We start from the raw sequence: 24774 nt of genomic DNA on the forward strand, positions 1-24774 counted from the left end.
GTTACCCTTTATGCTCGCGCAAGCAATGAAAGCTAAATCCACACCAGTAATTGACTGGGAGTTATGCGGAAATTGGGACAAGGATAGAAAATATTGGTCTATCATTTTATGCTTTCTTCAAAAATAAAAACGATAAACCAGAACTATTGATGGAGACTACAAACTGATGGAACCTAAAGCACAAACTAGATCACTTTTGAGAAAGCAGTTAAGATTAGACAGCTTATTTTAAGTAAATCCTAATTATCGATCTACTGAAGTACAGTAACTAAATTATGAGAGCCAATGTATAACCCTCATTATTTAGTCTGCTGAATATAATATATTATATGGAATATTCTAATTTTAAATTACCACTTAACATTCAGTGACACCACACCATTTCTACCCTCGCCAATGCTCGCCCATGTACCACTTGATGCCCAATACTTTTTATTTAAAATATTATTCATATTGGCATTCAAAGTAGCATCATGCCCACCCAGATTAAATTGATATGCCAGTCCGCCATTGACTAAGATATATGATGGTATTTCTACTGTATTTGTATTAGCTGTATAAGAATCACCATTATATCTAACATTGCCATGTAAACTTAAGCCAGCAATACTATCTATTAAATACTCTCCATTTAAAGTACCAGTCCACTTTGCAACACCTGCTGGACGATTACCTATCAAAGCAATATTAGATGCACTAACCTTATCAATCTCTGCATCCATATACATCATACCCGCACCAATTTTTAACTTAGATGTAGGTTTAAAATTGGTGTTAAGTTCAATGCCATTGTAATTCGTTATGCCATCTTGACTTAAATAATTATTTGCATCTGTGATAGTTGCAGCACGTTGAATTTTAAAGATAGCAGCTGTTGCAGAAAATAGATTTGCATCATACTTAAGCCCTAATTCATATTGTTTACTAATCGTCGCATCTAAAACCTCTCCAGCATTCTTATAGGTTGAGCCTACAATCCCTCCATTCTCAAGACTCTCAACATAACTCAAATACGTCGTACTATTTTTTGTTGGTTTATATATCAATGCAAAAGTAGGTGTAGTTGCTTTTGTGCTATACCCCGAATTTGATGCTGGATTATAATCAAGATCCTCAGAATCGTAATACGTATAACGAGCACCTAAAATGGCTTGAAATTTATCATTAAAATTCAAAGTATCGCTTATAAATGCATAGGATTGACTAATGTCAGAGCTTTTAGGTTTTAGTGAATAATCCTTAGGATGTGTAATTATATAATTCTGATTTTCAAAAATATTTCCAATATAGCCATCTGCTGTTAGACTACCATTCCAATAATAATTAGAATTTTGAACAGTGCTATTTGTATAACCTAAACCCGTGTTTAGTTCATGCTTAACACTACCTGTTGAAAAATTCCCTGCAAGAACAATCTGATTAATAAAGCTTTTTTCAAGATATGCAAACTGATATAAACTTCCAGTGTAATCGCCTGATGTGTTGGTTAAATAATTAAAAACAAGATTGGATTGCTGTAGTTTACGCGTATATCCAACTTGATAATCAAGTGACCAATCTGGATCAAATTGCCAATTTATTGCTGTATTAGCGGTAAATAACTTAGTCTTATAAAATGAATTATCGACGATTAACTTATCATAGTCATACGTAGCTTTAGGCAAACCATCTGTTAATTTACTTAAAGAAAATATTGGTGGTTCATGTTCAGTTTTCTTATCTTCATAAGAAATATTTGCTTTCCAGGTTAGGTTATCTGAGATTTTCTTATCTAAAGCTAATGATGCTATGAAACGATTTTGATCACTGCCATTATATGCTTCGCCTTTCTCCCCTCCAAGAGTAACCCTATAGTCCATATCAATAGCATCTACATGATCGCTATGATCAACCAAAACATTAAATAATGTTGGATTACGGTAGCCAACCGTAATATCAGTTTCAGGATTTTCTTTAGCACGTTTTAATTGATAACTGATGGCACCACCTGGTGAGCCAAACCCATACATAAATCCTGTTAACCCCTTCAGTACAGTAACACTATCGGCAAACTCTGCTGGGTAGTCACCACCCCAATTGAGACTCATCGGCATTCCATCAATATAAAAGTTTTTTACTCCTAAACCGCGAACTGATGTGCCCCACCAGTTAGTAGCTTTTGCTGCACTTTGACTATAGACAGCAGGATCATTAATAAATATTTGACCAACAGTATCAGCACCTCTTTTTTCTATATCGCTGCTATCGACCACTGTAATAGAAAATGGTGTATCTAAAATTGATTTGTTACCCAGCACACCAGTTTGTGTTTTTTTACTTAAATTAGAAGTCGATTCCTGAGCTTTTAAATTAATGACAGGTAAGGTCTCAGGAGAATTGTTATCTTGAACTGTATCAATCGTATTCTGTTCGGCAAAAGATGGATGTATAAAACAAATATTTGTAATTAATATTATTGAGTAAGCTAAAGGCTTCATTTTCATTTTTGAATTATTCACGATCAATATTTACCTTTTGTGTCCATTGGAGAGATTTGACTACCTAATTGCCGCATGTATAGTACAAAAACAAACACCAAACGTAAATGATTTTTATTCTCATTTTATAATTAATACAGCCTCCTAAGCCGAATCAAAAATGAGAGACTGGAAGCCCTCACTTGAGAGCTTTTTTTACAACTATAGAAATCACCAAAAAATACGTTCAAGCCCACTAAGCACTAGAACATATATAACTAAGACATTGATACTTATATTAAAGTTTCAAGAGTTTCATATAAGTGCTATTATGTTAAATGGGGCTTCAAAAGCCACTCATGAATTACATTAATTTGATGTTGTATAGCATCTATTAAATGAGGCGAATTTTCGATTGTCCATGTTTCATCGCACCAGTCACAAGCATCATAGAGGTCACCTATCCATTCCGGATAGTAAGCTATGCTATTTTTAAGTCCTCGTGGAGCATCAAGGAATCCACTTTCTAAATTACTAAAAATTGTACATAGTTTAAGAGGGCTTAAATTACCATTTTTATAGTCAGCTAAAACATCTAAAAAGAAATTAGCTGCCATTATTTCAGCCTCTAAACAATTAGATGAAAATTCAGAATCTTTTGCCTGTATTACATTAAGTAATAGTGGTTCATAGTTAGGATATAACTCTAGTAGTTCAACAGGAATACTTTCATTTTTATCAACGTATTCAATTAATTTTTTTATCGTTTCTGAGTGAGAATATTCTCCATAATAAAGTTCTATATATAACGCTTTTAATGTCATTGATTAGTCCAAATGATTCTTTATTTTCTCTAAAATTAGCATAATACACTGATACGAAATTAAAAATGGGAGCTAAAAGCTCCCATTTTTAGATTCTAGGTGAACATAAGTTAAATACATTCAAATTTCCATTCTTATAAAGTATTATTAATAATCTAACGAATTAAATATTATTTCGATTCAAAGGCAGAAAATGAAATTTTTCAAACTTATCGCTATTACTTTTGGGTTGGTCTTTTCCATAGAAATCTTAGCGAATCCAACGTTCTCAGATGATTTATTAAGAGAAGCTGAAAATGGTGATGTGTTGGCACAATATAACCTTGGATGGATGTATGACAATGGTGAAGGTGTTATACAGAATTATGAAAAAGCATTTGAGTGGTATAGCAGGGCAGCTAATCAAGGGTTTGCAATGGCACAGTATAATCTTGGACTGCTGTATCAGAATGGTCAAGGTGTAGAAAAAGATGATCAAAAAGCATTTGGACTATACAGTTTAGTAGCTAATCAAGGATTTGCGATGGCACAAAATACCCTTGGGTTGATGTATTATCGCGGTCAGGGTGTAGCGCAAGATAATAAAAAGGCATTTGAGTGGTATGAAAAATCAGCTATACAGGGAGATGATCTAGCACAGACTAACCTTGCCTTGATGTATGACAATGGCGAAGGTGTTGTACAAAATTATGAAAAAGCATTTGAATGGTATAGCAAGGCGGCTAATCAAGGTAATGCTCAGGCACAGTATAATCTTGGATCACTGTATCAGAATGGTCAAGGTATAGGAAAAGATGATAAAAAGGCACTTGAGTGGTATAGAAAAGCCACTAATAATGGGCACTCACAAGCGAAATTAGTGCTTGCAGAACTTTAAGTTATTCTAAAATTAACATAATGCACGTTATACGAAATAAAAAAGGAAGGAAAGGCTGTGGGAGATTTTTTAATATTTATTGGACTAATCATCAGTATTGTAGGGACGTTTATTGGTCCTCATGTATTTCGTGAAAAAGTAAATAATCATATGGATGCAAAGGCAGCAAGCTTCTTAGGAATGTTACCTGGTGTCTTAGTTATGTTTGTTGGTTCTTTCTTTAAATAAAAACCCTATAGCCATCAAGTATATCTTTAGAGTGAATAGCCACCGATTTTGTAGACACCTTTTAGTTAGTGGTTGGACTACCACCACTCTCCTAGACAAACTTAGTCTATTCTTAAGACCTTTTTAGTAGGAAGCTATGTATTCATAGCTAGGTTCATGGACCAAATATTTTATAAATTGTTGTTTTAGCAACCTAAGTATTTAAATTTATTGTTTATTAAAAATAAATTTAATTGTGAACTAGATTCTAGGTGAACATAAGCAGCTGTTAGCTATTGGAAAAGATAAGTTTTACAACATGGTTAATGCAGGAGATATCCAGCAACCAGTTAGACTCTCTAATAAGGATGTGTTCTAGTATTCCTCCTACGTTAAGAATAAAGTTGAGGAGCATAAGCCTAAATCTGATATAGTAGCCCACAATTTAGTGGGCATTTTATTCCTAATTTTCACCCTACCTCATCCAAAACGGGTACTTAAACGGGTAATCAGGAAACCACATCAGAATTAATTGATATATTTTAGTAGGTTATAATGAAAATCGTCATCTTGAATAAACCCTATGACGTCCTCTCCCAGTTCCGTAAAGATGAAGCACATATGACGATGTCTGACTTTGTCAGCGACTCGACTTTGCGCTTGGCTGGCCGTTTGGATATGGACTCTGAAGGCTTAGTATTTTTAACTGACCATGGTGGTTTAAACCAATACATTACCAACCCTGCCAATAAAAAATTTAAAACCTATTTGGTTCAGGTCGATGGTGATGTCACTGAAGAAGCCCTTGAGCAGTTGCGTAAAGGTGTGGAACTTAAAGATGGTATGACTTTACCTGCTGAAGCATCTAAAGTTGAACAACCTGAATGGTTATGGGAACGTGATCCTCCTGTACGTTTTCGTGCATCCGTGCCGACATCTTGGGTTGAAATTTCAATTTGTGAAGGCCGTAACCGCCAAGTACGTCGTATGACTGCTGCTGTAGGTTTTCCTACTTTACGTTTAATCCGTACTAAAATTGGTGCAATTGATCTGGTTCAAATGGGTTTACAACCTGGTGAAACTAAAGAAATTGAGCCACTTTTATACCCTGACTTTCAAAATATTCCTGCTGAAGAACCTTACCGTTCACGTTCTTATGTGAAAAAACCGGGTGGTACAGGCGGTAAGCCTATGGTTCGTAAGAACAAAGATGGTTCTGTGAAAAAGTCAGGTACAAAGCGTATTTGGCAAATGGACGAAAGCGAGAAGCCAAAACGTAAAACCAATGGTACTACTCGCCCCAATACGAAAGCGCCACGTGGTCGTGGACGTAATGGTCGTTAAGATTTGATTGTTTTAAAGCCCACGAAAGTGGGCTTTTTTATCATAAATATCTAAACAATAATTTTATCTCTTTATAATATTTACTCGCTCTGTTTCCCATGAATCTTCAATAAAATATACCTCAATTTCATAATGCTCTTTTATTTGAGAGTTGAATTTATTTGCACAAATAAGAGTAAACTCAATATTTAAAAAATCTAAATTTTTAGATAGTTTAACCAGATCAGGGTCAAGATAAATTACTACATTAATGACTTCATCTACAAAAATTCTTTCACTTATCAAAAATTTTTTATTGTTTACTTCTATCCTAATATCTAAAGCTTCCCCAATACCTTTATTAAATATTTTGAGGTTTAAACTACATAAATTATTGACTTCGTTTTCTTCCTCTGAGTATCCCCCAGAGTATATTTCACACTCACATGAGCTAATCAATAAATTGGGATTGGAAGCATAATTGATTGCATCAAATTGTTTTTGCTGAATTTCTGCTAATTCAGTTTATTGCTTAACACTTTCTCGCATTTCCTCAATTTGCAAATTGAGCGCCTTTTCTTGTTGTTCCAAAGCTCTCGTGTTTTGATCTAACTGCTTACCTTGCTGGATATAACCTAAAATTAACCAAGGAAATGCAATAGGTGCAAAAACACCTGCAAGGAAATCACCTAATTTATTGAGTGATTCTGGTGATTTCAAACTTCCAAATATCCAAGTTAAGCCAATCCCACCCAACCAAATGACTGAAATTGCTATAACCCTATTCAAATTTTTCTTATTCATCTTTTTAGCCATTTGAAATATTTTTTAGTATAAAAAAAGCCGATGTTTTCACATCGGCTTTTTTTACTTCATCGGCAAATTTACCGATTTAGTTTTGACTTAGATCGCTTCAAGTACTGCATTCAAAGTCGTGCTTGGACGCATTACAGCATTTACTTTAGCAGTATCTACAGCATAGTAACCACCGATGTCCGCAGCTTGACCCTGAACTTGAGAAAGCTCAGCAACAATCTTATCTTCATTTTCAGCAAGCGCTTTTGCAAGAGGAGCGAACTTCGCTTTCAAGTCAGCATCTTCGTCTTGAGCTGCTAAAGCTTCAGCCCAGAACTTCGCTAAGTAGAAATGACTGCCACGGTTATCAATCTCACCAGTACGGCGTGATGGAGACTTATCATTATCCAGTAACTGGCCTGTCGCTTGGTCTAAAGTCTTCGCAAGAAGTTTTGCTTTCGCATTATCTTCTTTAATACCCATCTCTTCTAAAGATACAGCAAGTGCCAAGAATTCACCTAAAGAATCCCAACGTAAGTGGTTTTCTTCAACAAGCTGCTGTACGTGTTTAGGCGCTGAACCACCCGCACCAGTTTCGTACATACCACCGCCCGCCATAAGCGGAACGATAGACAACATCTTCGCAGATGTACCAAGCTCCATAATTGGGAACAAATCAGTGAGGTAGTCACGCAGAATGTTACCCGTTACAGAAATCGTATCTAGACCACGTGCAACCCGTTCAAGTGTATAACGCATCGCGCGGACTTGAGACATAATTTCAATGTCTAAACCAGTTGTGTCATGATCTTTCAAATACGTTTGTACTTTCTTGATCAATTCATTTTCGTGTGGACGGTATGGGTCAAGCCAGAAGATCGCAGGCATACCTGAGTTACGCGCACGTGTTACTGCCAGTTTCACCCAGTCACGGATTGGTGCATCTTTCACCTGACACATACGCCAGATGTCACCCTCTTCCACGTTCTGAGACATCAACACTTCGCCAGTTTCTAAGTCAGTGATGTTTGCAACACCTGCCTCAGAGATTTCAAAGGTCTTGTCGTGTGAACCGTATTCTTCCGCTTTTTGCGCCATCAAACCAACGTTCGGCACTGTACCCATAGTACGTGGGTCAAAGTTACCATTCCACTTACAGAAATTGATCATTTCTTGGTAGATACGTGCGAAAGTTGACTCAGGCATGACTGCTTTACAGTCATAAGGTTTGCCGTCAGCGCCCCACATTTTACCGCCACCACGGATCATTGCAGGCATAGAAGCATCTACAATTACATCGTTTGGTGAATGGAAGTTCGTGATGCCTTTCGCAGAATCAACCATTGCAAGTGCTGGACGGTGTTCTTGGCAAGCGTGTAAGTCTTCGATGATTTCTTCACGTAACGATGTCGGTAAAGTTGCAATCTTCTCGTAAAGACCCGCCATACCGTTGTTAACGTTAATACCTAGCTCATCAAATAATTTACCGTGTTTTTCAAAAGCATCTTTGTAGTAAATTTTCACACAGTGACCGAAAACGATCGGGTGTGAAACTTTCATCATGGTTGCTTTCACGTGTAAAGAGAACAAAATGCCTGCTTCTTTACAATCATCAAGTTCTTTTTCATAGAAATCGCAAAGCGCTTTCTTGCTCATAAACATTGAATCAATGATTTCGCCATCTTGAAGCGCAACTTTTGGCTTAAGAACGATGGTTTCACCAGACTTTGTCACGAGTTCCATTTTCACATTGCGGGCACGGTCTAAAGTCATTGATTTTTCACCATGGTAGAAGTCACCTTCATCCATGTGAGAAACGTGAGTTTGAGACCATTGCTTCCACTCGCTCATAGAGTGCGGGTGTTTTTTCGCATAGTTCTTAACAGCAGCAGGCGCACGACGGTCAGAGTTACCTTCACGTAATACTGGGTTCACTGCTGAACCAAGACATTTACCATAGCGTGCTTTAAGCGCTTTTTCGTCTTCAGTAGTAGGGTTTTCTGGGTAATCAGGAATCGCGTAGCCTTTTGATTGAAGCTCTTTGATACATGCTGTTAGCTGAGCAACAGAGGCACTAATATTTGGCAGTTTGATGATATTAGTATCAGGATCTTGTGTAAGACGACCAAGTTCTGCAAGATTGTCTGGAACTTTTTGTTCTTCTTTTAGGTATTCAGAAAATTCTGCGAGAACACGTGCGGCAACAGAGATATCAGTTTTAACGATCTCTACACCAGCAGGTTTAGTAAAGGTCTCAATGATCGGCAGTAGCGAGTAAGTCGCTAGCAATGGCGCCTCGTCGGTCAGTGTGTAAATGATGGTTGACTTTCCACCAGCCATATATAGCCCCTTGCGTTAGATTGAGTTTTTTAGGGTGATGAGCTTCTGGCTCAGCCCCTGCGAACCGATGTGCTTGAATAAAACCCTGAAAGTATCGGCTTTCATTGCTTTTCAGTCAACGTAATATCCTGTGATAACGACATTTCGAAAAAAAATGATGCTGAATATTTACTCTAATCCTTCCTGTTTTCCGCAAACGCTCTACAATCTTCTGGCAAATTGACAACAAGATCCCTAAAACAGTGCGAATTTAGAGAAAAATAGAATCACTTGCTTCATTATAGAGCTTAGACTCGCAAACTCGATGAAGAAAAAAGCCAAAAAATTTATTTCTTATTAAACCAATTTTACATTTTTAAACCTATGATTTTTATGACTTTGGTTAAACTTAATACTTTTATGCAACATTAAGGATCAATTAGATGATGAAAATACTCCTTCCTCTCATTGGACTTGGTTTTTCTTCATTATGTTTTGCACAGAACCCATTAAGTGTACACGTACTGAATTTAGAAAATGGTTTACCATCAGCTAATGTCAAAGTAACGCTTGAAGCACAACAAAATGATAAATGGACTGAAATCAATTCAGCGGCAACGGATGATCAAGGGCGTATCAATGATTTATACCCTAAAGATACCAGTCTACAAAAAGGTGTCTATAAAGTTACTTTTAAAACAGGTGATTGGTTTCGTCAAAAAAATCAGCGCTCTTTTTTTCCAGAAGTACCTGTTGTCTTTGTGATTGATGGCTCATTGGATCATTATCATATTCCGTTATTGATCAGTCCGTACGGTTATTCAACTTATCGTGGTAGTTAACATTCACAAACGAACAAATATAAAAACCGATGCCTAGGCATCGGTTTTTACCTCAACAGAATGACAAATAAAGTGGGTTAAGCATTAAAGCTTGAGCCACTTCTCTGCTTTCGCTTGATCTTCGACTTTCAATTCAACTTCGGTCAGTTCTGAACCAGCAGCTTTTACATCAAAGCTCAGCAACTCATCACGGCGGAATGCCAGAATGCTATAGGTATCGTCTTGCTTGGCGTATTTTTCTACCAATTTCACCGTTGCTTTGAGACCATCAATCGCAATGATCACATCATGGGCAGAAAGACCAGCTTGAGCAGCAGCGCCATCACGACGCGCACTTTGCACCAACACACCCTCTGGCTTATCTACAAGCTTTAAACCCAACGGTAATGACTTGTCATTTTTCAGGCTATAACTTAAACCAAACTCAGGGAAAAGTTGATCCAGTGGCAACTCATCTGTGGTGTTAATTAAGTGATTGATTTGCTCAATCCAGTTATCACCCGTCAGTTCATTACACAACTCAACAATTGTACGCTCATGTACTTGTATGCCCTTTTGCGCGTTTTCATAAAGTTTACGCATAAGCGAGTCTAGACTTGAACCACGTAACCGTAAACCCAAGTCTAAGCATAGGGCAACCAAACAACCTTTGTTGTAATAGCTGGTGCCTGCATTGTTCGAGTTTTCATCCTGACGGTAAAATTTCACCCATGCATCAAAGCTAGACTCAGACACAGACTGAACAAAACGACCTGGATTTTGTAAATAACGATCAATCTGAATTTTGAGTAGTTTGATATATGAGGCTTGAGAAATCACACCGCTACGCAGCAAAATCAGGTCATCATAATAAGACGTGAAACCTTCAAAAATCCAAAGCAAAGAGGTATAGCCTTCTTTGTTTAAATCATAATTGACAAAGTTTTCAGGACGAATGAATTTGACCAACCATGAGTGGAAGTATTCATGACTACATAAACCTAAGAAACGTTGATAGTCTTCAGATGGTTCTTCAGGCTCATTAACTTTGGGCAAGTCTTCACGTGGACTAATCAAACTGGTTGAATTTGGATGCTCCAAACCACCATAACTATTTGCTGTAGCCATCGTCATAAAGGTGTAGTTTGCAAATGGCGCTGAGCCAAACATTGAGATTTCTGTTGCGCAGATTTTTTCAATGTCTTGCTGCATACGTGCAGCATTCATGGCATGTTTGCCTGACACTACAAACTCGTGTGGAATGCTATTGGCTTCAAAAGCAAAACGAGTCTGCTCTGCCAACTCAAATGGTGCATCAATTAGCTCAGCATAGTTTTTGGCTTTTAAGGTAAAACGACCTTTAACAAGGCTTTTTGAAGCCATACCTGTCGCTAATTGGAAGTGTTTCAGCTCATCAGGAAGGAACAGTTCAACTTCAACAGCTTTATCCTCTTGACCTTCCAGACCTAAACATGCACATGCAGGATTGACATATAAACGGGTTTGATCTACATACGCACCGCGCACCGACAGATCATAAGCATATACATCATATTCAACCGTAATCAATTCATGATCGGTATTAAAAAGACGCCATTTATTCTTTTCAAATTTTTGGATTTGTAATAACCGCCCTTCTTCATCATAAGCACGAACCGATTCAATATGCTTTGAAAACTCACGAATGAGGTAACTACCCGGAATCCAAGTCGGTAATGAAAGTACCTGTGTTGGGTCTGCTACAAAACGTAAAGTCACGTGTATAAGGTGCTGACGATAATCGTCAAATTCGATCTGATAATGCAACATAATGGGCAATACAAAATAAAATGAAATGAGTTATAACTTAGCTTAGCATTATTTAAGCCAGTTTTGCGTCACAGTCACATTTGTCTGCATTTTTGACTGGTCATTGGCGAAAAAAAGGCATAGCATTTGCAGCTGTTTTCGGTTTAAAAGTCACGGAATGGCTTAGTTAGGGAATTTCATTGAAAGCTGTCATCTACTTTATCGCTACACTCTTCGCCTTGTGTTCAAGTTTCACTCAAGCCGCATTGCTCAACATTGTTCCTGAAACAGTTGAAGCTCAAGCTTGGACCGTTTTTGACAGCCAATCAGGGCAAGTCATTGCAGAACACAATAGTCATGTGCAGCGTGCTCCCGCTTCGCTCACCAAAATGATGGTTGCCTACATTGCACTGAAAGAAATTAATGCAGGAAAACTAAACAAAAGCGAAATTCTTACCGCGACACCTGTGGTTAGTACGGTGATGTGGGATGAGTCGCAAATGTATTTAAAACAAGGTGAACAGATTTCAGTTGATCAGCTTTTAGCGGGTTTAGTGGTGATGTCGGCCAATGATGCAGCGGTGACTTTGGCAGAACGTATTTCTGGTGATATTCCTCACTTTGTGGCACGAATGAACCAAGAAGCCAAAGCACTGGGAATGACTGAAACACATTTTCAGAACCCAGCAGGTATTACCATGCCCGAACACTATTCGACTGCACATGACTTAGCGCTGTTAGGTCAAGCCTTAGTGAATGAAACACCCGACTATTTGTACTATTCAAAACAGCAAAGTTTTAGTTATAACCAACGCTTTCACCGTGCGACCAATCTTCTGTTAAAACAAGACCCAACAGTCGATGGCTTAAAAACGGGTTATACCAAAGCAGCGGGATATAACCTAGCCCTAACAGCGAACCGCCCAACAATGAACCCTGAAAACCCAAACCGTCGTTTGGTGGTGATTGTATTAGGAACGCAAAGTGCAGCAAAACGTGCAGAGGTTGCGCACAATCTCATGAATTTGTCTTATACCTACACACGCAACGAAGTTGCGCTGAAGGATAAACAAATCATTGCGGAACTTCCCGTTGTCAAATCAACTTTGAAAATTTTCAAAGTCGAAAGCAAACAACCGAAAATTGTGACCACATCATTGTACGATCAACCTTATGCAATTGATTTACATGCCTTTGATCAAACCAATCAACGTATTATGCTCAATACAGGCAATGGTACAATCCAACCGATCGCACCTTTAGAATCGACTAAAACACATTTTAATATAGAAGTTTTACAGAACAAACTAACTGCACCACTTGCAGAAGTAATGCAACTGGCTAAAGTTCAGGTTTATCAAAATAACCAGCTTATTCAAACTTTTACTATAGAAGATGACGTACATATTGAAGAAGCCAATATTTTCCAGAGACTCATGATCTGGTTCAAAAACCTGTTTCCATTTTTATCGAGCGATGAACCTCAGGCCAAAACCTATACTCTAGGCTAGGTTTAAGACATATCTTGAGTTTTATACTTTATGTAACTTGTAAGACAATCTAATTATCATTAAATCAAGAAGATGGCATATTCAATGTCATCTTCTTTTTTTTAATAATAAAATAGGTTGCTTCATATGGCTGTACAAACAGAACAAGTGCCACACCATATTGTCATTATTGGTGGCGGTGCAGGTGGTCTAGAGTTAGCAACACAACTCGGAGACAGCTTAGGAAAATCCAAACAAGCAAAAATCACCCTTGTCGATCAAAACCTGACGCATATCTGGAAACCCTTACTCCACGAAATTGCGGCTGGTACACTCAACCCTAGTGTTGAAGAAATCAATTACTTTGCCCATGCCTCTAAACATCATTATGAGTTTGTTTTGGGTCGTTTTGTCGGCTTAGACCAAGAACATAAACAAGTAAAACTTGAAGCACGCCAATATGCCAAACAAAGCAGTGAAACCACGCAGTTTGAACTCAACTACGACAGCTTAGTCCTTGCAGTTGGTTCGACCTCTAACGACTTTGCGACCGAAGGCGCTAAACATTACTGCCATTTCCTCGACAGTCGCCAACAAGCTGAAATTTTCCAGCAAGACCTTCTACATTTGTATTTAGATGCACAAAACCGTCCCGAAACACGCGCACTCAATATTGCTATTATTGGTGCAGGTGCCACAGGAGTTGAGCTTGCTGCCGAATTGGTCCATGCGAAAAGCACCTTTTTTAAATACGGTCTCAATAAAATTGACCCAAACAAAGTGAAAGTCACCTTGATTGAGGCAGCGGATCGTCTTCTTCCCGCCCTATCCACCAAAATGGCAAATCACACTCATGCGCAATTGGAAAAGCTTGGTGTTGAAGTCCTCACTCATCACCGTGTTGCAAAATTAGACAAAGACCATATTTATTTTGCCGATGGTCAACAAATTGATGCTGATTTAAAAGTTTGGGCGGCAGGTATTAAAGCACCTCAAGTTTTAAATAGCCTTGAAAGTTTCCAAAAAGATAAGATTGGTCGCTTAATCGTCTACGCGACATTGCAAACTCGTACTGATCCCAATATTTTTGCCTTTGGAGACTGTGCGCACTGCCAACCTGCTGCCGATGAACCAGTTCTTGGCCCACGCGCTCAAGTGGCTAGTCAACAAGCTGCCTTTTTGGTTCGAGCGCTCAAAGCGCGCATTCACGGTCAGTCTTTGCCGATGTTTAAATTTTCTGACAAAGGTTCTTTGGTTTCCCTCAGCCAATATAAAGCAGTCGGCGAACTCCTTGGACAAGTCAATGTGCAAGGCGTGCTGGCAAAATCCATGTATGTTTCTTTATATCGACTCCATCAAGCGACCCTACATGGTTATACTCAAGCTGGATTAATGACCGCAAAGGATCTGATGAATAAAAAAGTCGGTCCAAAAATAAAATTGCATTGAAATCTAAAAATGTGTCCCCACTAATAAAAAAACGCCATAAGAACGTGGAAAATGCAGTTTTTTACTAAATTTAGTCTACAAAAGCTGCTTTTCACTTTATGATATACCCCTTAAATTCTAAATGAATGGACGAAAAACATGACTGCTATCGCAAATGATCACGTGGTTTCTTTCAACTACAAATTGACTAACGCAGAAGGCGAAACGCTAGACCAATCACAAGGTGAACCACTTGCATATTTGCACGGCGCAGGTAACATCATCCCAGGTTTAGAAAATGCATTGCTAGGCAAAACTGTAGGTGAAAAATTCACTGTTACTGTTCCTGCTGCTGAAGGTTATGGCGAATACAACCCTGAACTTGTTCAAGAAGTTCCAGCGCAAATGTTCCAAGGCGTTGACAACATCCAAGCGGGTATGCAGTTCCAAGCTCAAACTGATGATGGCGTTCAAATCGTAACTGTAAAAGCAGTTGAAGGCGAAAACGTAATTGTTGATGCGAACTTCCCACTTGCTGGTCAAGACTTAACTTTCGAAGTTGAAATCGTAGAAATCCGCGATGCAACTGAAGACGAATTACAGCACGGCCATGCGCACGGTGCTGGTGGTCACCATCACTAAGATTTAACACGCTTAGAAAAAAGGCGGAAGTTTAACTTCCGCCTTTTTTATTTTGAATACTTAGTCATTCGCGACGTATTTCAAAAGCGGTAAATGATTGCTGCTCTAAAGCCAGTTCTACGATGACTACATCCTGGACTAACGCATGAGTTGGCCCGACTTTAGCAAAATTCACCAGTTCGGCAACCGTACCATCATCACCCAAAAGCAATCCTTCAACTGCACCTGAATCCAGATTCAGTACATAACCCTTTAAACCTAAAGCAACAGCATGTTGTGCAAACCAACGTCGATATCCGACACCCTGAACTTTGCCCAATATAGTCAGTTTTACTGCTTTCATACCGTATGCTCTCGGTTCACGACCGTATAAATAGCCTGACTCATATGCTGTGCTTGTAAACCACGCTCACCTTGCTGAGCCAAAAGGTCGCCTGCTTGGGCATGTAAAGTCACAATTTGATGTAACGCAATGTCATCTTGCAACTGTGCTTTTAAACTGGCAATCATGCCTGCCAATACATCCCCCATTCCACCTGTCCCCATCCCCGGATTACCTGCGGTACAAATCCAAAGTTGCGTATCTAAAATCAAGCTTCCTGAACCTTTCAGCACCCATTGCCCTGCATATTTTTCTTGTAGAGCATAAACAGCTGCAATGCGGTCAGATTCTACCGCCAAAGTAGTTATGCCCAGTAAAGTCGCTGCTTCTCCCGGATGCGGTGTTGCGTAGACCTGTTTACCAAGCTTTACTGGCTTTGAGGCCAAAAACCATAAGGCATCTGCATCTAGCACCACCTGTAAAGCACTGATCTGAATGAGTGGAAACCATGCCTCAAACTGCTGTTGAGCCCACGAGTCTCGTCCCAACCCCATACCAAAACTGACTGCATCCACATGTGCTAGCAATGCTTCACGTTCTTGGAGCGACATTTGGTTAATATCGCGCAGCATAATATTCGGTGCACGGGCTAAAATTGCAGTATGGTATTTTGCATCACACACCACCGTCACCTTGCCTGCACCCGCATGAAAGGCAGCTTCTGCAGCCAGCATCACTGCACCGCCCATCTGTGCATGCCCTCCAATCACCAGTACATGCCCATAACTTCCTTTATGCCCAAAGGCTTGACGCCGTTCAAGCTGCACATGCTGTGGAGCAAGTGACGCTAAAGACTTTAATTCGCTGTCTACTGGAAGCAGTGAAACAAGCGTGACTTCCCCCGCAAAAGCCTTCCCCTGTCCAGTAAATAAACCTGCCTTTAAACCTAGAGCCGTAAAGGTATAATCAGCGACAATAGCACAAGGTAAAGCCTGCCCCGTGTTGGCTTGTAAACCACTCGGAAGGTCGATGGCAATTTTTAAACCTGCTTGTCTATTGATTTGCTGAATCACTGCTTGCCAGTCTGAACTGAGTTCACGGTTTAAACCAATCCCAAACAAAGCATCAATATACGCATCATAAGCACGTTGAAAAGCAAAGCCTGTATGAATCACTATCCCCTGTTGCACAGCCGCTGCATGCGCTTGTTTCAGTGATGTAGATGCACCCAAAGCCGCTGCATAAATTTCAACATCATAACCTTGCGCGGCTAGATACGATGCAATTAAGTAACCATCACCTGCATTGTTGCCTTGACCACAACACACCGCAACACTTTTGACTTGCTGCTGTTTAAGCCTAGGCAGCACCTGCTCAGTTGTTGACCATGCGACTTGTTGCATCAACCCATAAGCACTATTTTGTTGCGCAAACCAACGCCCTTCCCATGCTTGAATCTCACTGCTGTGGTACACTTGCTGATGCATGATTTTTCCTTTGTTCTTGGTTATGACAACACTCATATCTTCCTCAAAAATCCCTGTAGATCAATATAATCCAGAGCAAATTAAGGCTTGGATTAAAGCTGAAGCGCTGGCTTTGGGGTTTTCTGATTGTGTCATCGCCAAACCAGATGCTCAAGTTGAATTGCCACGTTTTAAAAAATATTTAGAGCTTGGTTATCATGGTGACATGCATTTTCTTGCTGAAAACTTAGAAAAACGTGCAGATCCAACCCTGCTTGTTCCAGGCACCAAAAGTATTATTTGTGTGCGTATGGATTATTTAGTTGCCGTGCCTGAACCCCGTCTTGTGCCTTTTGCACCAAATAGTGCCATTATTGCGCGCTATGCACGTGGACGTGACTATCACAAAGTCATGCGTGGACGTTTAAAGACCCTTTCGCAGAAAATCAAAGCCAAAGTGGGTGATTTTGAATCTCGCCCCTTCGCAGACTCGGCACCCATTTTTGAAAAATCATTGGCTGAAAATGCAGGTATGGGCTGGGTGGGTAAACACACCTTACTCATCCATAAAACATCAGGCTCATTTTTTGTCTTAGGCGAACTCTTTACCTCTTTAGAGTTACCTTTTGACCAAGCAACGACCAAACACTGTGGCTCATGTAGCGCATGTATTGATATTTGCCCGACTCAAGCGATTGTTGAACCTTATTTGCTAGATGCACGTAAATGCATTGCCTATTTAACCATTGAGTTCCAAGGCATTATCCCTGTAGAACTACGCCGTGGTATCGGCAACCGTGTGTTTGGTTGCGATGACTGCCAGCTCATTTGCCCGTGGAATAGCTTTGCCAAAACCACGCCGATTGATGATTTTAACCCGCGTCATGGCTTGGATGACATCCAACTGCTTGACCTTTGGCAATGGGATGAAAGTACCTTTATGGCAAATACTGAAGGGAGTCCTCTGCGGCGAACAGGCTATCAAAGCTTTATGCGTAATGTTGCGATTGGTTTGGGCAACGCACCATTTTCGGATGAAATTTTGCAACAATTACACACTTCTCGCTCAGAGCTTAACGATATTGTGCAAGTCCATATTGACTGGGCCATCCAAGAGCAACTGATGAAAAAGTCGTAAAACTTGCTTCGAACACCCTCCATCCAAAAGGGTTTAATCAAACAGCCAGTTGCTTGCATAATTTTATCTATTTTATCTATTTAGCCGCATTTTCAACACATCCACAGATTCATAGAAATAGAATTTTGCAGCCAAATTTCGAGAAAAGTGCTCAACTTTGCAACTATTTCCATAATCTCATAAAAAGATAAAATTAGAAACATAATCGGGAGATACTATTAAAACTGAGCAATAATGCCTTTTAAGTTGGCACGTTAAATGTATGATGTATACAAGTTAGAATTAAAAATGGATCGCCATTATGAACCTACGCAATGATTGGACGCGTGAAGAAATCGAAGCTTTGTATGATCAGCCTTTTCTTGATCTCGTCTTTCAAGCGCAGACCGTACATCGCCAACATTTCCAAGCCAATACCATTCAAGTAAGTACTTTATTGTCGATTAAAACAGGCAAATGCCCTGAAGATTGTAAATACTGCTCTCAGTCAGCACGTTATGACTCAAAACTTGAAGCAGAAAAACGCATTGCTGTAGACAAAGTCATCTCTGAGGCAAAAGAAGCGTTAGCATCAGGCTCATCTCGTTTTTGTATGGGCGCAGCTTGGCGTAATCCACATGAGCGCGACATGCCTTATGTACTAGAAATGGTTAAAGAAGTAAAAGCACTCGGTTTAGAGACTTGTATGACTTTAGGGATGCTGAATGAGTCTCAAGCTGGACGTTTAAAAGATGCAGGTTTAGATTATTACAACCATAACCTCGACACTTCACGCGAGTATTATTCACATATTATTAGTACACGTACCTTTGACGACCGTTTAAATACCTTAGAATATGTCCGCCAAGCAGGCATGAAGGTGTGTAGCGGTGGTATTGTTGGTCTAGGTGAAAAGAAAGAAGACCGTATTGGTTTATTGCAAGAACTTGCAACAATGCCAATTCACCCAGAATCTGTACCTATCAACATGTTGGTTCCAATTGAAGGCACGCCATTGGCAGATGTCGAAAAACTCGATGTGACAGAATGGATTCGTACTATTGCTGTTGCACGTATTATCATGCCGCACAGCTATATCCGCTTGTCTGCAGGTCGTGAAGCACTTTCTGACTCAGACCAAGCGCTTGCGTTTATGGCGGGTGCAAACTCATTGTTCTCGGGTGAGAAACTACTAACAACACCAAATGCAGGCGAAGGTAAAGACCGTCAACTGTTCAGCAAACTAGGTTTAGTGGCTGAAAAGCCAAAACCGACAGTGGCGGACCTGAGCCTAGATGCCATGGCAAGCTAATTCCCAAGATTTGCTAAGCACAAAAAAGCCCCTTATTTCAATAAGGGGCTTTTTTAATCTCTATCTGTTTAACGTTCAGATGACTGAGCAAAATTATGTGCAGTAATTAAAATACCATAACTGGCATTCAGATAATCGCCTTGGAAGATCTCATCTTCACCATTGGCATGGCGTACAATTAATGTTTGGCGAATCGCATCATAGTGAAAAGAATCAAAACACTCTTGATGCTGACACAGCCAGCTTAAGGTATCACTCAAATTATCATCAACAATATAAGTCTGTGCTTGAAAATTTTTAGTCATCATCTAGGTACGCTAAACACTGTGATCAGGCTATTGTAAGCAATTTTGACTGCATTCAGTCAAACTAAGCCATAAAATATAGACATTAAAAAAGTGAGCCTGCGCTCACTTTTTTACTTAATTTAGTCGGTTTTAGAATCCCCACACTTCCGGCATTCCATATGCTCCCCGATTTCAGTCATTTGTTCATATTCATAAACGTGGATGCAAAATAATTTTTTAAACAACTGAAGCATTTTTAACTCCTGTAAGTGATTTTTTAAAAATTAGCTTCTTAAAACGAGTATATCGTCCTGAAATACCCACAACTCATGTTTCATGAGCTATACACATTTTTAAACATACTTTTTATAAATTTCAAGTGCCTTTTGTCGAATAACAGCATAAAGTGATCAATGGTCATTTACTTTTTTAAATGATGCGTTTCATTTACTTGTAGTTCTGCTTCACATCACTTTTAAAAATGCGGCAGAAGATGAAACAAAACTTGATTTAAATTTGGATCAAGCTAGGATAAAAATACAATGAATGCTCAAAGCAGATGTTTTGAGAAACCAATAAATAATTTCATAAAAAAGCAACGATAAGGATATTTATACATGCTTGGACGTATGATGTTTCAACCGCTATTGATTAGCAATCTGATTGATCACGCAGAACGCTATCATGCCGACACAGCCATTATTTCTAAAAATACAGACGGCAGTATTACTGAAACCAACTGGGCCAAAGTCGCAGCCAACTCTAAACGATTTGCCAATGTGCTTAAAGGTTTAGGGCTTTCGCAAAGCGACCGTGTGGCGACCATCGCATGGAACAATCATCGTCACCTAGAATCTTGGTATGCCATCTCTGGTAGTGGTTACATTTGCCATACCATCAACCCACGCTTGTTTCCAGAACAACTGATTTTTATTATCAATGATGCGCAAGATCGTGTGGTGTTATTTGATAAAACCTTTGCGCCACTCATTGCAGCGGTAAAAGCACATTTACCACATGTTGAACACTTTATTTGCCTAGATGCCTCAGATGAGGCTATTACAGAAAAAATCGCCGATGTGAAATTTTATGATGACTTGGTCAGCAAAGAGTCTGAACAGTTCACATGGCCAAGCTTTGATGAGCAAACCGCAAGCTCTTTGTGCTATACATCAGGTACAACAGGAAATCCAAAAGGTGTGCTATATAGCCACCGCTCCACCATTTTGCATAGTTTTGCCATCAGCCTACCCGACTCACTTAATCTGTCTGCAAATGACATCATGTTGCCTGTAGTGCCAATGTTCCATGTCAATGCTTGGGGTACACCTTATGCCGCTGCTATGGTAGGTTGTACAGTTGTATTGCCTGGACCTGGTTTAGATGGGCCGAGTCTAGTGAATATGATTGACTCGTATAAAGTTACTGTGGCTTTGGGTGTTCCAACCATTTGGCAAGGTTTACTGGCAGCAGCAAAACAATTAGGTAGTCAATTGACAAGTATGAACCGCAACGTTGTGGGTGGTTCAGCCTGCCCACCCTCCATGTTAGCGGCGTTTAAAACCGAATATAACTGTGAAACCATCCATGCATGGGGCATGACCGAAACCAGTCCTCTAGGCTCTGCCAACCAACTTAAAGCCAAACATCAACAGCTCTCTGAACAAGAGCGTTTCCAACTGCGTCTATCTCAAGGCCGTCCGCCTTTTGGCGTGGATTTACGCCTGACCGATGAAGAAAAAGGCAACAACGAAATTGCACGCGATGGTGAGCAGATTGGCAATCTACAAATTAAGGGTCACTGGATTATTGACAGTTACTTTGGTAAAGATGAATCCGCACTCACGACCGATGGCTGGTTTGACACAGGTGATATTGCAACCCTAGATGAAGATGGCTTCTTATGCATCAGTGACCGCTCTAAAGATTTAATCAAGTCTGGCGGCGAATGGATTTCATCGGTTGAACTTGAAAACCTTGCAATGGGACATTCAGATATTCTTATGGCAGCGGTTATTGCAGCCGAACATCCAAAATGGGATGAACGTCCTATTGTCATCGCTGTGAAGAAACCCGATAGCACGGTCACTGAACAAGGTGTCTTAGACTACTATACCGACAAAATTGCGAAATGGCAGATTCCCGACCGTGTGATTTTTGTCGACAATATTCCACTGAGCGGTACGGGTAAAATGCTAAAACGTGAACTCCGCGCCCAATATGGCCAAGTACTACTGGAACAAAATCCTGTTTAACGTTGTTTAAAATAAAAAGCCTGATCATATGGTCAGGCTTTTCTTTATGTTCGGATAATTTAAATACCATCAATACCATTGATTTGAAAGCACGTCTAATAAAGACGCTTTAAACACCTCACCATGCTTTAAATTTGGATAGATTAAAAATTTAGCATCCACTCCATGTTGCTTAGTTATAGCAAGCACCTCTCTATTGTTGTTGATACCACTTGCATCAAAATTAGGACTCTGCTGGCTGCCTACATTTGCTAAAAGATCGCCTTCCATCAGTAATAGATGCTTTTTCGAATCTTGGGCTATTTTTGCGTTCTTAGTTTTTTTCATTATACGCTGATCAGCCCAAGAAAGAGATGGACTTGCAGCAAAGAAATGGCTGAAATAGCGCCCATCAAGCAAACTATCAAGCACAAAAAGCCCTCCATATGAATGCCCCCATAACGCTCTTTTTTGCGCATCCAACTTTACATTCTGCTCAACCCAAGGGGCGATATCCTTCAAAACCACATTTCTAAAATCAGCACTTCCCCCGCTCATCCGCTCTGGATTCCTAGGATCATGCGCAGGTTTTCCAGTCACTAAATCCGCTGGCGTATAGTCCAGCGAGCGAAATGCTGTGGCAAATGGCAAATTGGTTTTATAACCTATAGCAACCAATATAGGCGCATCATTTTCCAGTAAAGATTTCAGCACATCCTCATTCAAATGAGACATCGCAGAATTCCCATCCAACATAAAAACAGATGGATAAGCTTTTTGTTCATTTTGTGCTGTTTTAGGAATACCTAACCACACTCTATATGTTTTTTGTGGGTCTTTAGATGCAAACTCTTTAATTTTAAAATTATAATACTCAGAGCCCACTTCTGCGATATTCGCAGCTAGAGGTTTCATTTCTGGCTTTGCATATAAACCTGAACTAAACCCCAACAGGGATAACGAAGCCAATACAATATTTAAAGTCTTTCTATAAAAATGAGTCATTTTTCATGTACAAAATCATGTGATAACGAATATTAACATATAATAATGGTTATCATTTTCAATGAGTAATTCATTTTAATAAATATTCACTTAAACAATATTGTGGTCAGTTCGACTTCTTAAAAATATACTTTCAAGGTCACCCTTCCAAATACGCGTAGTCAGCTTTCCTATAAAGCACATACGTCGAGCGATTTCCTACAAAAAAGCCACCACATTCAAGTGTGATGGCGATCTTTACCTTATCTTGAGATTTTTACAACTTTTTCCAAGTCATGTTGCTCACACCCTTCGCATCTTTTGCTGAAGCTTGTACTTTCAGTTGGTCTTTACCTGCGTTGATTTGTGCCGTATTGATATTATATGTACGACCATCTTGAGGATTTATCCATACGCCTTTTGCAAACGTCTGGCCTGTTTTATCAGCTACTAAACCGCTTAAAATTTGCATACCAAAGATTGGTTTATCCTTGAGCCCACCCTGACATTTTGTACAAACATCACTGATCGGTGCGCCAGCCAAAGGATAATATTTCGTCACTACTGCGCTATATTGTGCTGTTTTTGAGTTCTTACGAATCACAATATCTGAAATATAAGAACCTGTTCGGTCATCAATAACCTTCCACGTCCCAATCAGTGGGTCAAAAGGCATAGCAAAGACAGAGTTAGACAACCCAAAACATAGTGCAGATGCACACAAAAATTTAAGCTTCATAAAATCAATTACAATTGAGAAAAATAAGAATGAAAATGGTCGAAATTATAGCAACTATATTTTTCTATTTATAAAATATTTCATGAAAATTAAACATTTATATGAAATTAAAAAATAATCACAGCAGTCCAGACATCTAAGCACTTTTTTGAAACAGATATTGATATAAAAAAAGCCTCCGAAGAGGCTTTTTTGTTGACACACTTATGCAGCTGTACGCTCTTCAATTGGCACAACTTTACGTAGCTCAGGCCCAGTATAGTCTGCACTCGGACGAATAATACGGTTATCCGCACGTTGTTCCATCACATGTGCTGCCCAGCCTGTTACACGACTCATCACGAAGATTGGGGTAAATAATTTGGTTGCAATACCCATAAAGTGATATGCCGATGCATGGAAAAAGTCTGCATTACAGAACAATTTTTTCTCACGCCACATCACCTCTTCACAGCGTACCGATACTGGATAAAGCACTGTATCGCCTACGTCTTTGGCTAAGCGCTCTGACCAAATCTTAATGATGCCATTGCGCGGATCATTGTCTTTGTAGATTGCATGACCAAAGCCCATGATCTTTTCTTTACGCTCTAGTTTACCCAACATTTCACGCTCAGCTTCATCAGCTGATGTCCAGTTTTCAATCATTTCCATCGCAGCTTCATTGGCACCACCGTGTAATGGACCACGTAGTGAACCAATTGCACCCGTAATGCATGAATGCATATCGGATAAAGTTGAAGCACACACACGTGCAGTAAATGTAGAGGCGTTGAACTCATGCTCTGCATAAAGGATCAAAGATACATTCATTACCTGCTCATGCAATTCGTTTGGCTTTTCACCATGCAGTAAATGCAGGAATTGAGCGCCAATTGAATCATCATCAGTATTTTCTTCAATACGCACGCCATCATGACTAAAACGATACCAGTAGCAAATAATCGCAGGCAGTGTTGCAAGAATACGGTCAGCAACATCTTGTTGTTCGGCAAAAGAGTGTTCCGTTTCTAGATTACCCAGCATGGACACGCCTGTGCGCATCACATCCATTGGGTGTGAGTCTGCAGGAATACGCTCAAGCACTTCTTTCAACGCTTGCGGTAATTGGCGTAGTAATTTAAGTTTCGCTTTGTAGGCTATAAGTTGTTCTGCTGTTGGTAGTTCACCAAAGAAGATCAAATAAGCGACTTCTTCAAATTGACAATTTTCTGCCAAATCTTGCACATCGTAACCACGGTAGGTTAAGCCTGCGCCACTTTTACCTACAGTTGAAAGTGCCGTTTTTCCCGCAACTTGTCCACGCAATCCTGCGCCTGTAAGGACTTTTCCTTCTGCCATTT

22 protein-coding genes and 1 pseudogene are annotated in these 24774 nt (G+C 39.7%); 11 read left to right on the forward strand and 12 right to left on the reverse strand.

Annotated features, from left to right (window positions below):
* Positions 1-50: 50 nt before the first annotated feature.
* A pseudogene (locus tag B9T36_RS19275) lies at positions 51-243 on the forward strand (DUF6500 family protein).
* Between the two features lie 107 nt (positions 244-350).
* Here B9T36_RS19275 and B9T36_RS14680 read toward each other — a convergent pair.
* Together B9T36_RS14680 and B9T36_RS14685 are read right to left on the reverse strand one after the other, a co-directional pair.
* Positions 351-2498: a TonB-dependent siderophore receptor gene (locus tag B9T36_RS14680; RefSeq protein ID WP_139841369.1), complete on the reverse strand. Its 2148-nt coding sequence runs from the start codon at positions 2496-2498 to the stop codon at positions 351-353.
* 287 nt (positions 2499-2785) lie between these two features.
* A complete protein-coding gene (locus tag B9T36_RS14685) occupies positions 2786-3280 on the reverse strand; it encodes a hypothetical protein (RefSeq protein WP_086210207.1) in 495 nt (164 codons plus the stop codon).
* Positions 3281-3473: 193 nt separating this feature from the next.
* On the opposite strand from B9T36_RS14685, the gene B9T36_RS14690 reads away from it, so the two are divergent.
* The 3 genes from B9T36_RS14690 (at position 3474) to B9T36_RS14695 (ending at position 5708) form a co-directional block, all read left to right on the forward strand.
* On the forward strand, positions 3474-4157 hold the full coding sequence (locus B9T36_RS14690; RefSeq protein WP_086210208.1) for a tetratricopeptide repeat protein: 684 nt from the start codon (positions 3474-3476) through the stop codon (positions 4155-4157).
* 57 nt (positions 4158-4214) lie between these two features.
* Entirely contained in the window at positions 4215-4385 is a 171-nt protein-coding gene (locus B9T36_RS19105; protein ID WP_162622360.1) for a hypothetical protein, read from the forward strand.
* 534 nt (positions 4386-4919) lie between these two features.
* The gene (locus tag B9T36_RS14695) at positions 4920-5708 is read left to right on the forward strand and encodes a pseudouridine synthase (RefSeq protein ID WP_086210209.1); all 789 of its coding nucleotides are present in this window, start codon (positions 4920-4922) and stop codon (positions 5706-5708) included.
* Between the two features lie 63 nt (positions 5709-5771).
* Here B9T36_RS14695 and B9T36_RS14700 read toward each other — a convergent pair whose 3' ends face one another.
* From B9T36_RS14700 to B9T36_RS14710, 3 genes are all read right to left on the reverse strand, one after another.
* Complete coding sequence (locus tag B9T36_RS14700) at positions 5772-6146, reverse strand: hypothetical protein (RefSeq protein ID WP_086210210.1); 375 nt, start codon at positions 6144-6146, stop codon at positions 5772-5774.
* A gap of 66 nt (positions 6147-6212) precedes the next feature.
* The gene (locus B9T36_RS14705; protein ID WP_086210211.1) at positions 6213-6491 is read right to left on the reverse strand and encodes a hypothetical protein; all 279 of its coding nucleotides are present in this window, start codon (positions 6489-6491) and stop codon (positions 6213-6215) included.
* A gap of 99 nt (positions 6492-6590) precedes the next feature.
* A complete protein-coding gene (locus B9T36_RS14710) occupies positions 6591-8822 on the reverse strand; it encodes an NADP-dependent isocitrate dehydrogenase (RefSeq protein WP_086210212.1) in 2232 nt (743 codons plus the stop codon).
* A gap of 422 nt (positions 8823-9244) precedes the next feature.
* Here B9T36_RS14710 and uraH point away from each other — a divergent pair, with 422 nt between their 5' ends.
* Positions 9245-9643: a hydroxyisourate hydrolase gene (gene uraH, locus B9T36_RS14715; RefSeq protein ID WP_086210213.1), complete on the forward strand. Its 399-nt coding sequence runs from the start codon at positions 9245-9247 to the stop codon at positions 9641-9643.
* A gap of 84 nt (positions 9644-9727) precedes the next feature.
* On the opposite strand, the gene B9T36_RS14720 is transcribed toward uraH, so the two are convergent.
* The gene (locus B9T36_RS14720; protein ID WP_086210214.1) at positions 9728-11431 is read right to left on the reverse strand and encodes a M61 family metallopeptidase; all 1704 of its coding nucleotides are present in this window, start codon (positions 11429-11431) and stop codon (positions 9728-9730) included.
* Between the two features lie 179 nt (positions 11432-11610).
* Here B9T36_RS14720 and B9T36_RS14725 point away from each other — a divergent pair, with 179 nt between their 5' ends.
* From B9T36_RS14725 to B9T36_RS14735, 3 genes are all read left to right on the forward strand, one after another.
* Positions 11611-12921: a D-alanyl-D-alanine carboxypeptidase PBP6B gene (locus B9T36_RS14725; RefSeq protein ID WP_086210215.1), complete on the forward strand. Its 1311-nt coding sequence runs from the start codon at positions 11611-11613 to the stop codon at positions 12919-12921.
* A gap of 126 nt (positions 12922-13047) precedes the next feature.
* Positions 13048-14349: an NAD(P)/FAD-dependent oxidoreductase gene (locus tag B9T36_RS14730; RefSeq protein ID WP_086210216.1), complete on the forward strand. Its 1302-nt coding sequence runs from the start codon at positions 13048-13050 to the stop codon at positions 14347-14349.
* A gap of 138 nt (positions 14350-14487) precedes the next feature.
* A complete protein-coding gene (locus B9T36_RS14735) occupies positions 14488-14970 on the forward strand; it encodes an FKBP-type peptidyl-prolyl cis-trans isomerase (protein ID WP_058951812.1) in 483 nt (160 codons plus the stop codon).
* Between the two features lie 64 nt (positions 14971-15034).
* Here the strand turns inward: B9T36_RS14735 and B9T36_RS14740 are convergent, their stop codons facing one another.
* Together B9T36_RS14740 and B9T36_RS14745 are read right to left on the reverse strand one after the other, a co-directional pair.
* Positions 15035-15313, reverse strand: coding sequence for an acylphosphatase (locus tag B9T36_RS14740; RefSeq protein WP_086210217.1), 279 nt, complete (start codon positions 15311-15313; stop codon positions 15035-15037).
* Positions 15310-16779, reverse strand: a complete 1470-nt coding sequence (locus tag B9T36_RS14745; RefSeq protein WP_086210218.1) for an NAD(P)H-hydrate dehydratase — start codon at positions 16777-16779, stop codon at positions 15310-15312. Before B9T36_RS14745 ends, B9T36_RS14740 begins: the two co-directional genes overlap by 4 nt.
* Before the next feature lie 22 nt (positions 16780-16801).
* Between B9T36_RS14745 and queG the strand changes: the two genes are divergently transcribed.
* The gene (gene queG, locus B9T36_RS14750; protein WP_086210246.1) at positions 16802-17896 is read left to right on the forward strand and encodes a tRNA epoxyqueuosine(34) reductase QueG; all 1095 of its coding nucleotides are present in this window, start codon (positions 16802-16804) and stop codon (positions 17894-17896) included.
* A gap of 301 nt (positions 17897-18197) precedes the next feature.
* Complete coding sequence (gene bioB, locus B9T36_RS14755; RefSeq protein WP_086210219.1) at positions 18198-19187, forward strand: biotin synthase BioB; 990 nt, start codon at positions 18198-18200, stop codon at positions 19185-19187.
* Between the two features lie 68 nt (positions 19188-19255).
* Here the strand turns inward: bioB and B9T36_RS14760 are convergent, their stop codons facing one another.
* A complete protein-coding gene (locus B9T36_RS14760; protein WP_086210247.1) occupies positions 19256-19492 on the reverse strand; it encodes a hypothetical protein in 237 nt (78 codons plus the stop codon).
* Positions 19493-20091: 599 nt separating this feature from the next.
* Here B9T36_RS14760 and B9T36_RS14765 point away from each other — a divergent pair.
* Positions 20092-21729 carry a long-chain-fatty-acid--CoA ligase gene (locus B9T36_RS14765; protein ID WP_086210220.1) on the forward strand — a complete coding sequence of 546 codons (1638 nt, stop codon included), beginning with the start codon at positions 20092-20094 and terminating at the stop codon, positions 21727-21729.
* Positions 21730-21798: 69 nt separating this feature from the next.
* Here the strand turns inward: B9T36_RS14765 and B9T36_RS14770 are convergent, their stop codons facing one another.
* From B9T36_RS14770 to prpC, 3 genes are all read right to left on the reverse strand, one after another.
* A complete protein-coding gene (locus tag B9T36_RS14770; protein ID WP_086210221.1) occupies positions 21799-22713 on the reverse strand; it encodes an alpha/beta hydrolase in 915 nt (304 codons plus the stop codon).
* A 256-nt stretch (positions 22714-22969) separates the two neighbouring features.
* Positions 22970-23431: a DUF2147 domain-containing protein gene (locus B9T36_RS14775; protein WP_086210222.1), complete on the reverse strand. Its 462-nt coding sequence runs from the start codon at positions 23429-23431 to the stop codon at positions 22970-22972.
* Positions 23432-23635: 204 nt separating this feature from the next.
* Entirely contained in the window at positions 23636-24772 is a 1137-nt protein-coding gene (gene prpC / locus B9T36_RS14780) for a 2-methylcitrate synthase (protein ID WP_086210223.1), read from the reverse strand.
* Positions 24773-24774: the final 2 nt, after the last annotated feature.

It is taken from the genome of Acinetobacter sp. ANC 4204, from assembly GCF_002135205.1.
GTDB lineage: Bacteria > Pseudomonadota > Gammaproteobacteria > Pseudomonadales > Moraxellaceae > Acinetobacter.

What these genes read in the sequence shown, in the direction of transcription:
- B9T36_RS14685 (WP_086210207.1), bottom strand. Translation starts at nt 3,280, where the DNA reads ATGACATTAAAAGCGTTATATATAGAACTTTATTATGGAGAATATTCT.
- B9T36_RS14690 (WP_086210208.1), top strand. Translation starts at nt 3,474, where the DNA reads ATGAAATTTTTCAAACTTATCGCTATTACTTTTGGGTTGGTCTTTTCC.
- B9T36_RS14695 (WP_086210209.1), top strand. Translation starts at nt 4,920, where the DNA reads ATGAAAATCGTCATCTTGAATAAACCCTATGACGTCCTCTCCCAGTTC.
- B9T36_RS14705 (WP_086210211.1), bottom strand. Translation starts at nt 6,491, where the DNA reads ATGAATAAGAAAAATTTGAATAGGGTTATAGCAATTTCAGTCATTTGG.
- B9T36_RS14710 (WP_086210212.1), bottom strand. Translation starts at nt 8,822, where the DNA reads ATGGCTGGTGGAAAGTCAACCATCATTTACACACTGACCGACGAGGCG.
- uraH (WP_086210213.1), top strand. Translation starts at nt 9,245, where the DNA reads ATGATGAAAATACTCCTTCCTCTCATTGGACTTGGTTTTTCTTCATTA.
- B9T36_RS14720 (WP_086210214.1), bottom strand. Translation starts at nt 11,431, where the DNA reads ATGTTGCATTATCAGATCGAATTTGACGATTATCGTCAGCACCTTATA.
- B9T36_RS14730 (WP_086210216.1), top strand. Translation starts at nt 13,048, where the DNA reads ATGGCTGTACAAACAGAACAAGTGCCACACCATATTGTCATTATTGGT.
- B9T36_RS14735 (WP_058951812.1), top strand. Translation starts at nt 14,488, where the DNA reads ATGACTGCTATCGCAAATGATCACGTGGTTTCTTTCAACTACAAATTG.
- B9T36_RS14740 (WP_086210217.1), bottom strand. Translation starts at nt 15,313, where the DNA reads ATGAAAGCAGTAAAACTGACTATATTGGGCAAAGTTCAGGGTGTCGGA.
- B9T36_RS14745 (WP_086210218.1), bottom strand. Translation starts at nt 16,779, where the DNA reads ATGCATCAGCAAGTGTACCACAGCAGTGAGATTCAAGCATGGGAAGGG.
- queG (WP_086210246.1), top strand. Translation starts at nt 16,802, where the DNA reads ATGACAACACTCATATCTTCCTCAAAAATCCCTGTAGATCAATATAAT.
- bioB (WP_086210219.1), top strand. Translation starts at nt 18,198, where the DNA reads ATGAACCTACGCAATGATTGGACGCGTGAAGAAATCGAAGCTTTGTAT.
- B9T36_RS14760 (WP_086210247.1), bottom strand. Translation starts at nt 19,492, where the DNA reads ATGACTAAAAATTTTCAAGCACAGACTTATATTGTTGATGATAATTTG.
- B9T36_RS14765 (WP_086210220.1), top strand. Translation starts at nt 20,092, where the DNA reads ATGCTTGGACGTATGATGTTTCAACCGCTATTGATTAGCAATCTGATT.
- B9T36_RS14770 (WP_086210221.1), bottom strand. Translation starts at nt 22,713, where the DNA reads ATGACTCATTTTTATAGAAAGACTTTAAATATTGTATTGGCTTCGTTA.
- B9T36_RS14775 (WP_086210222.1), bottom strand. Translation starts at nt 23,431, where the DNA reads ATGAAGCTTAAATTTTTGTGTGCATCTGCACTATGTTTTGGGTTGTCT.
- prpC (WP_086210223.1), bottom strand. Translation starts at nt 24,772, where the DNA reads ATGGCAGAAGGAAAAGTCCTTACAGGCGCAGGATTGCGTGGACAAGTT.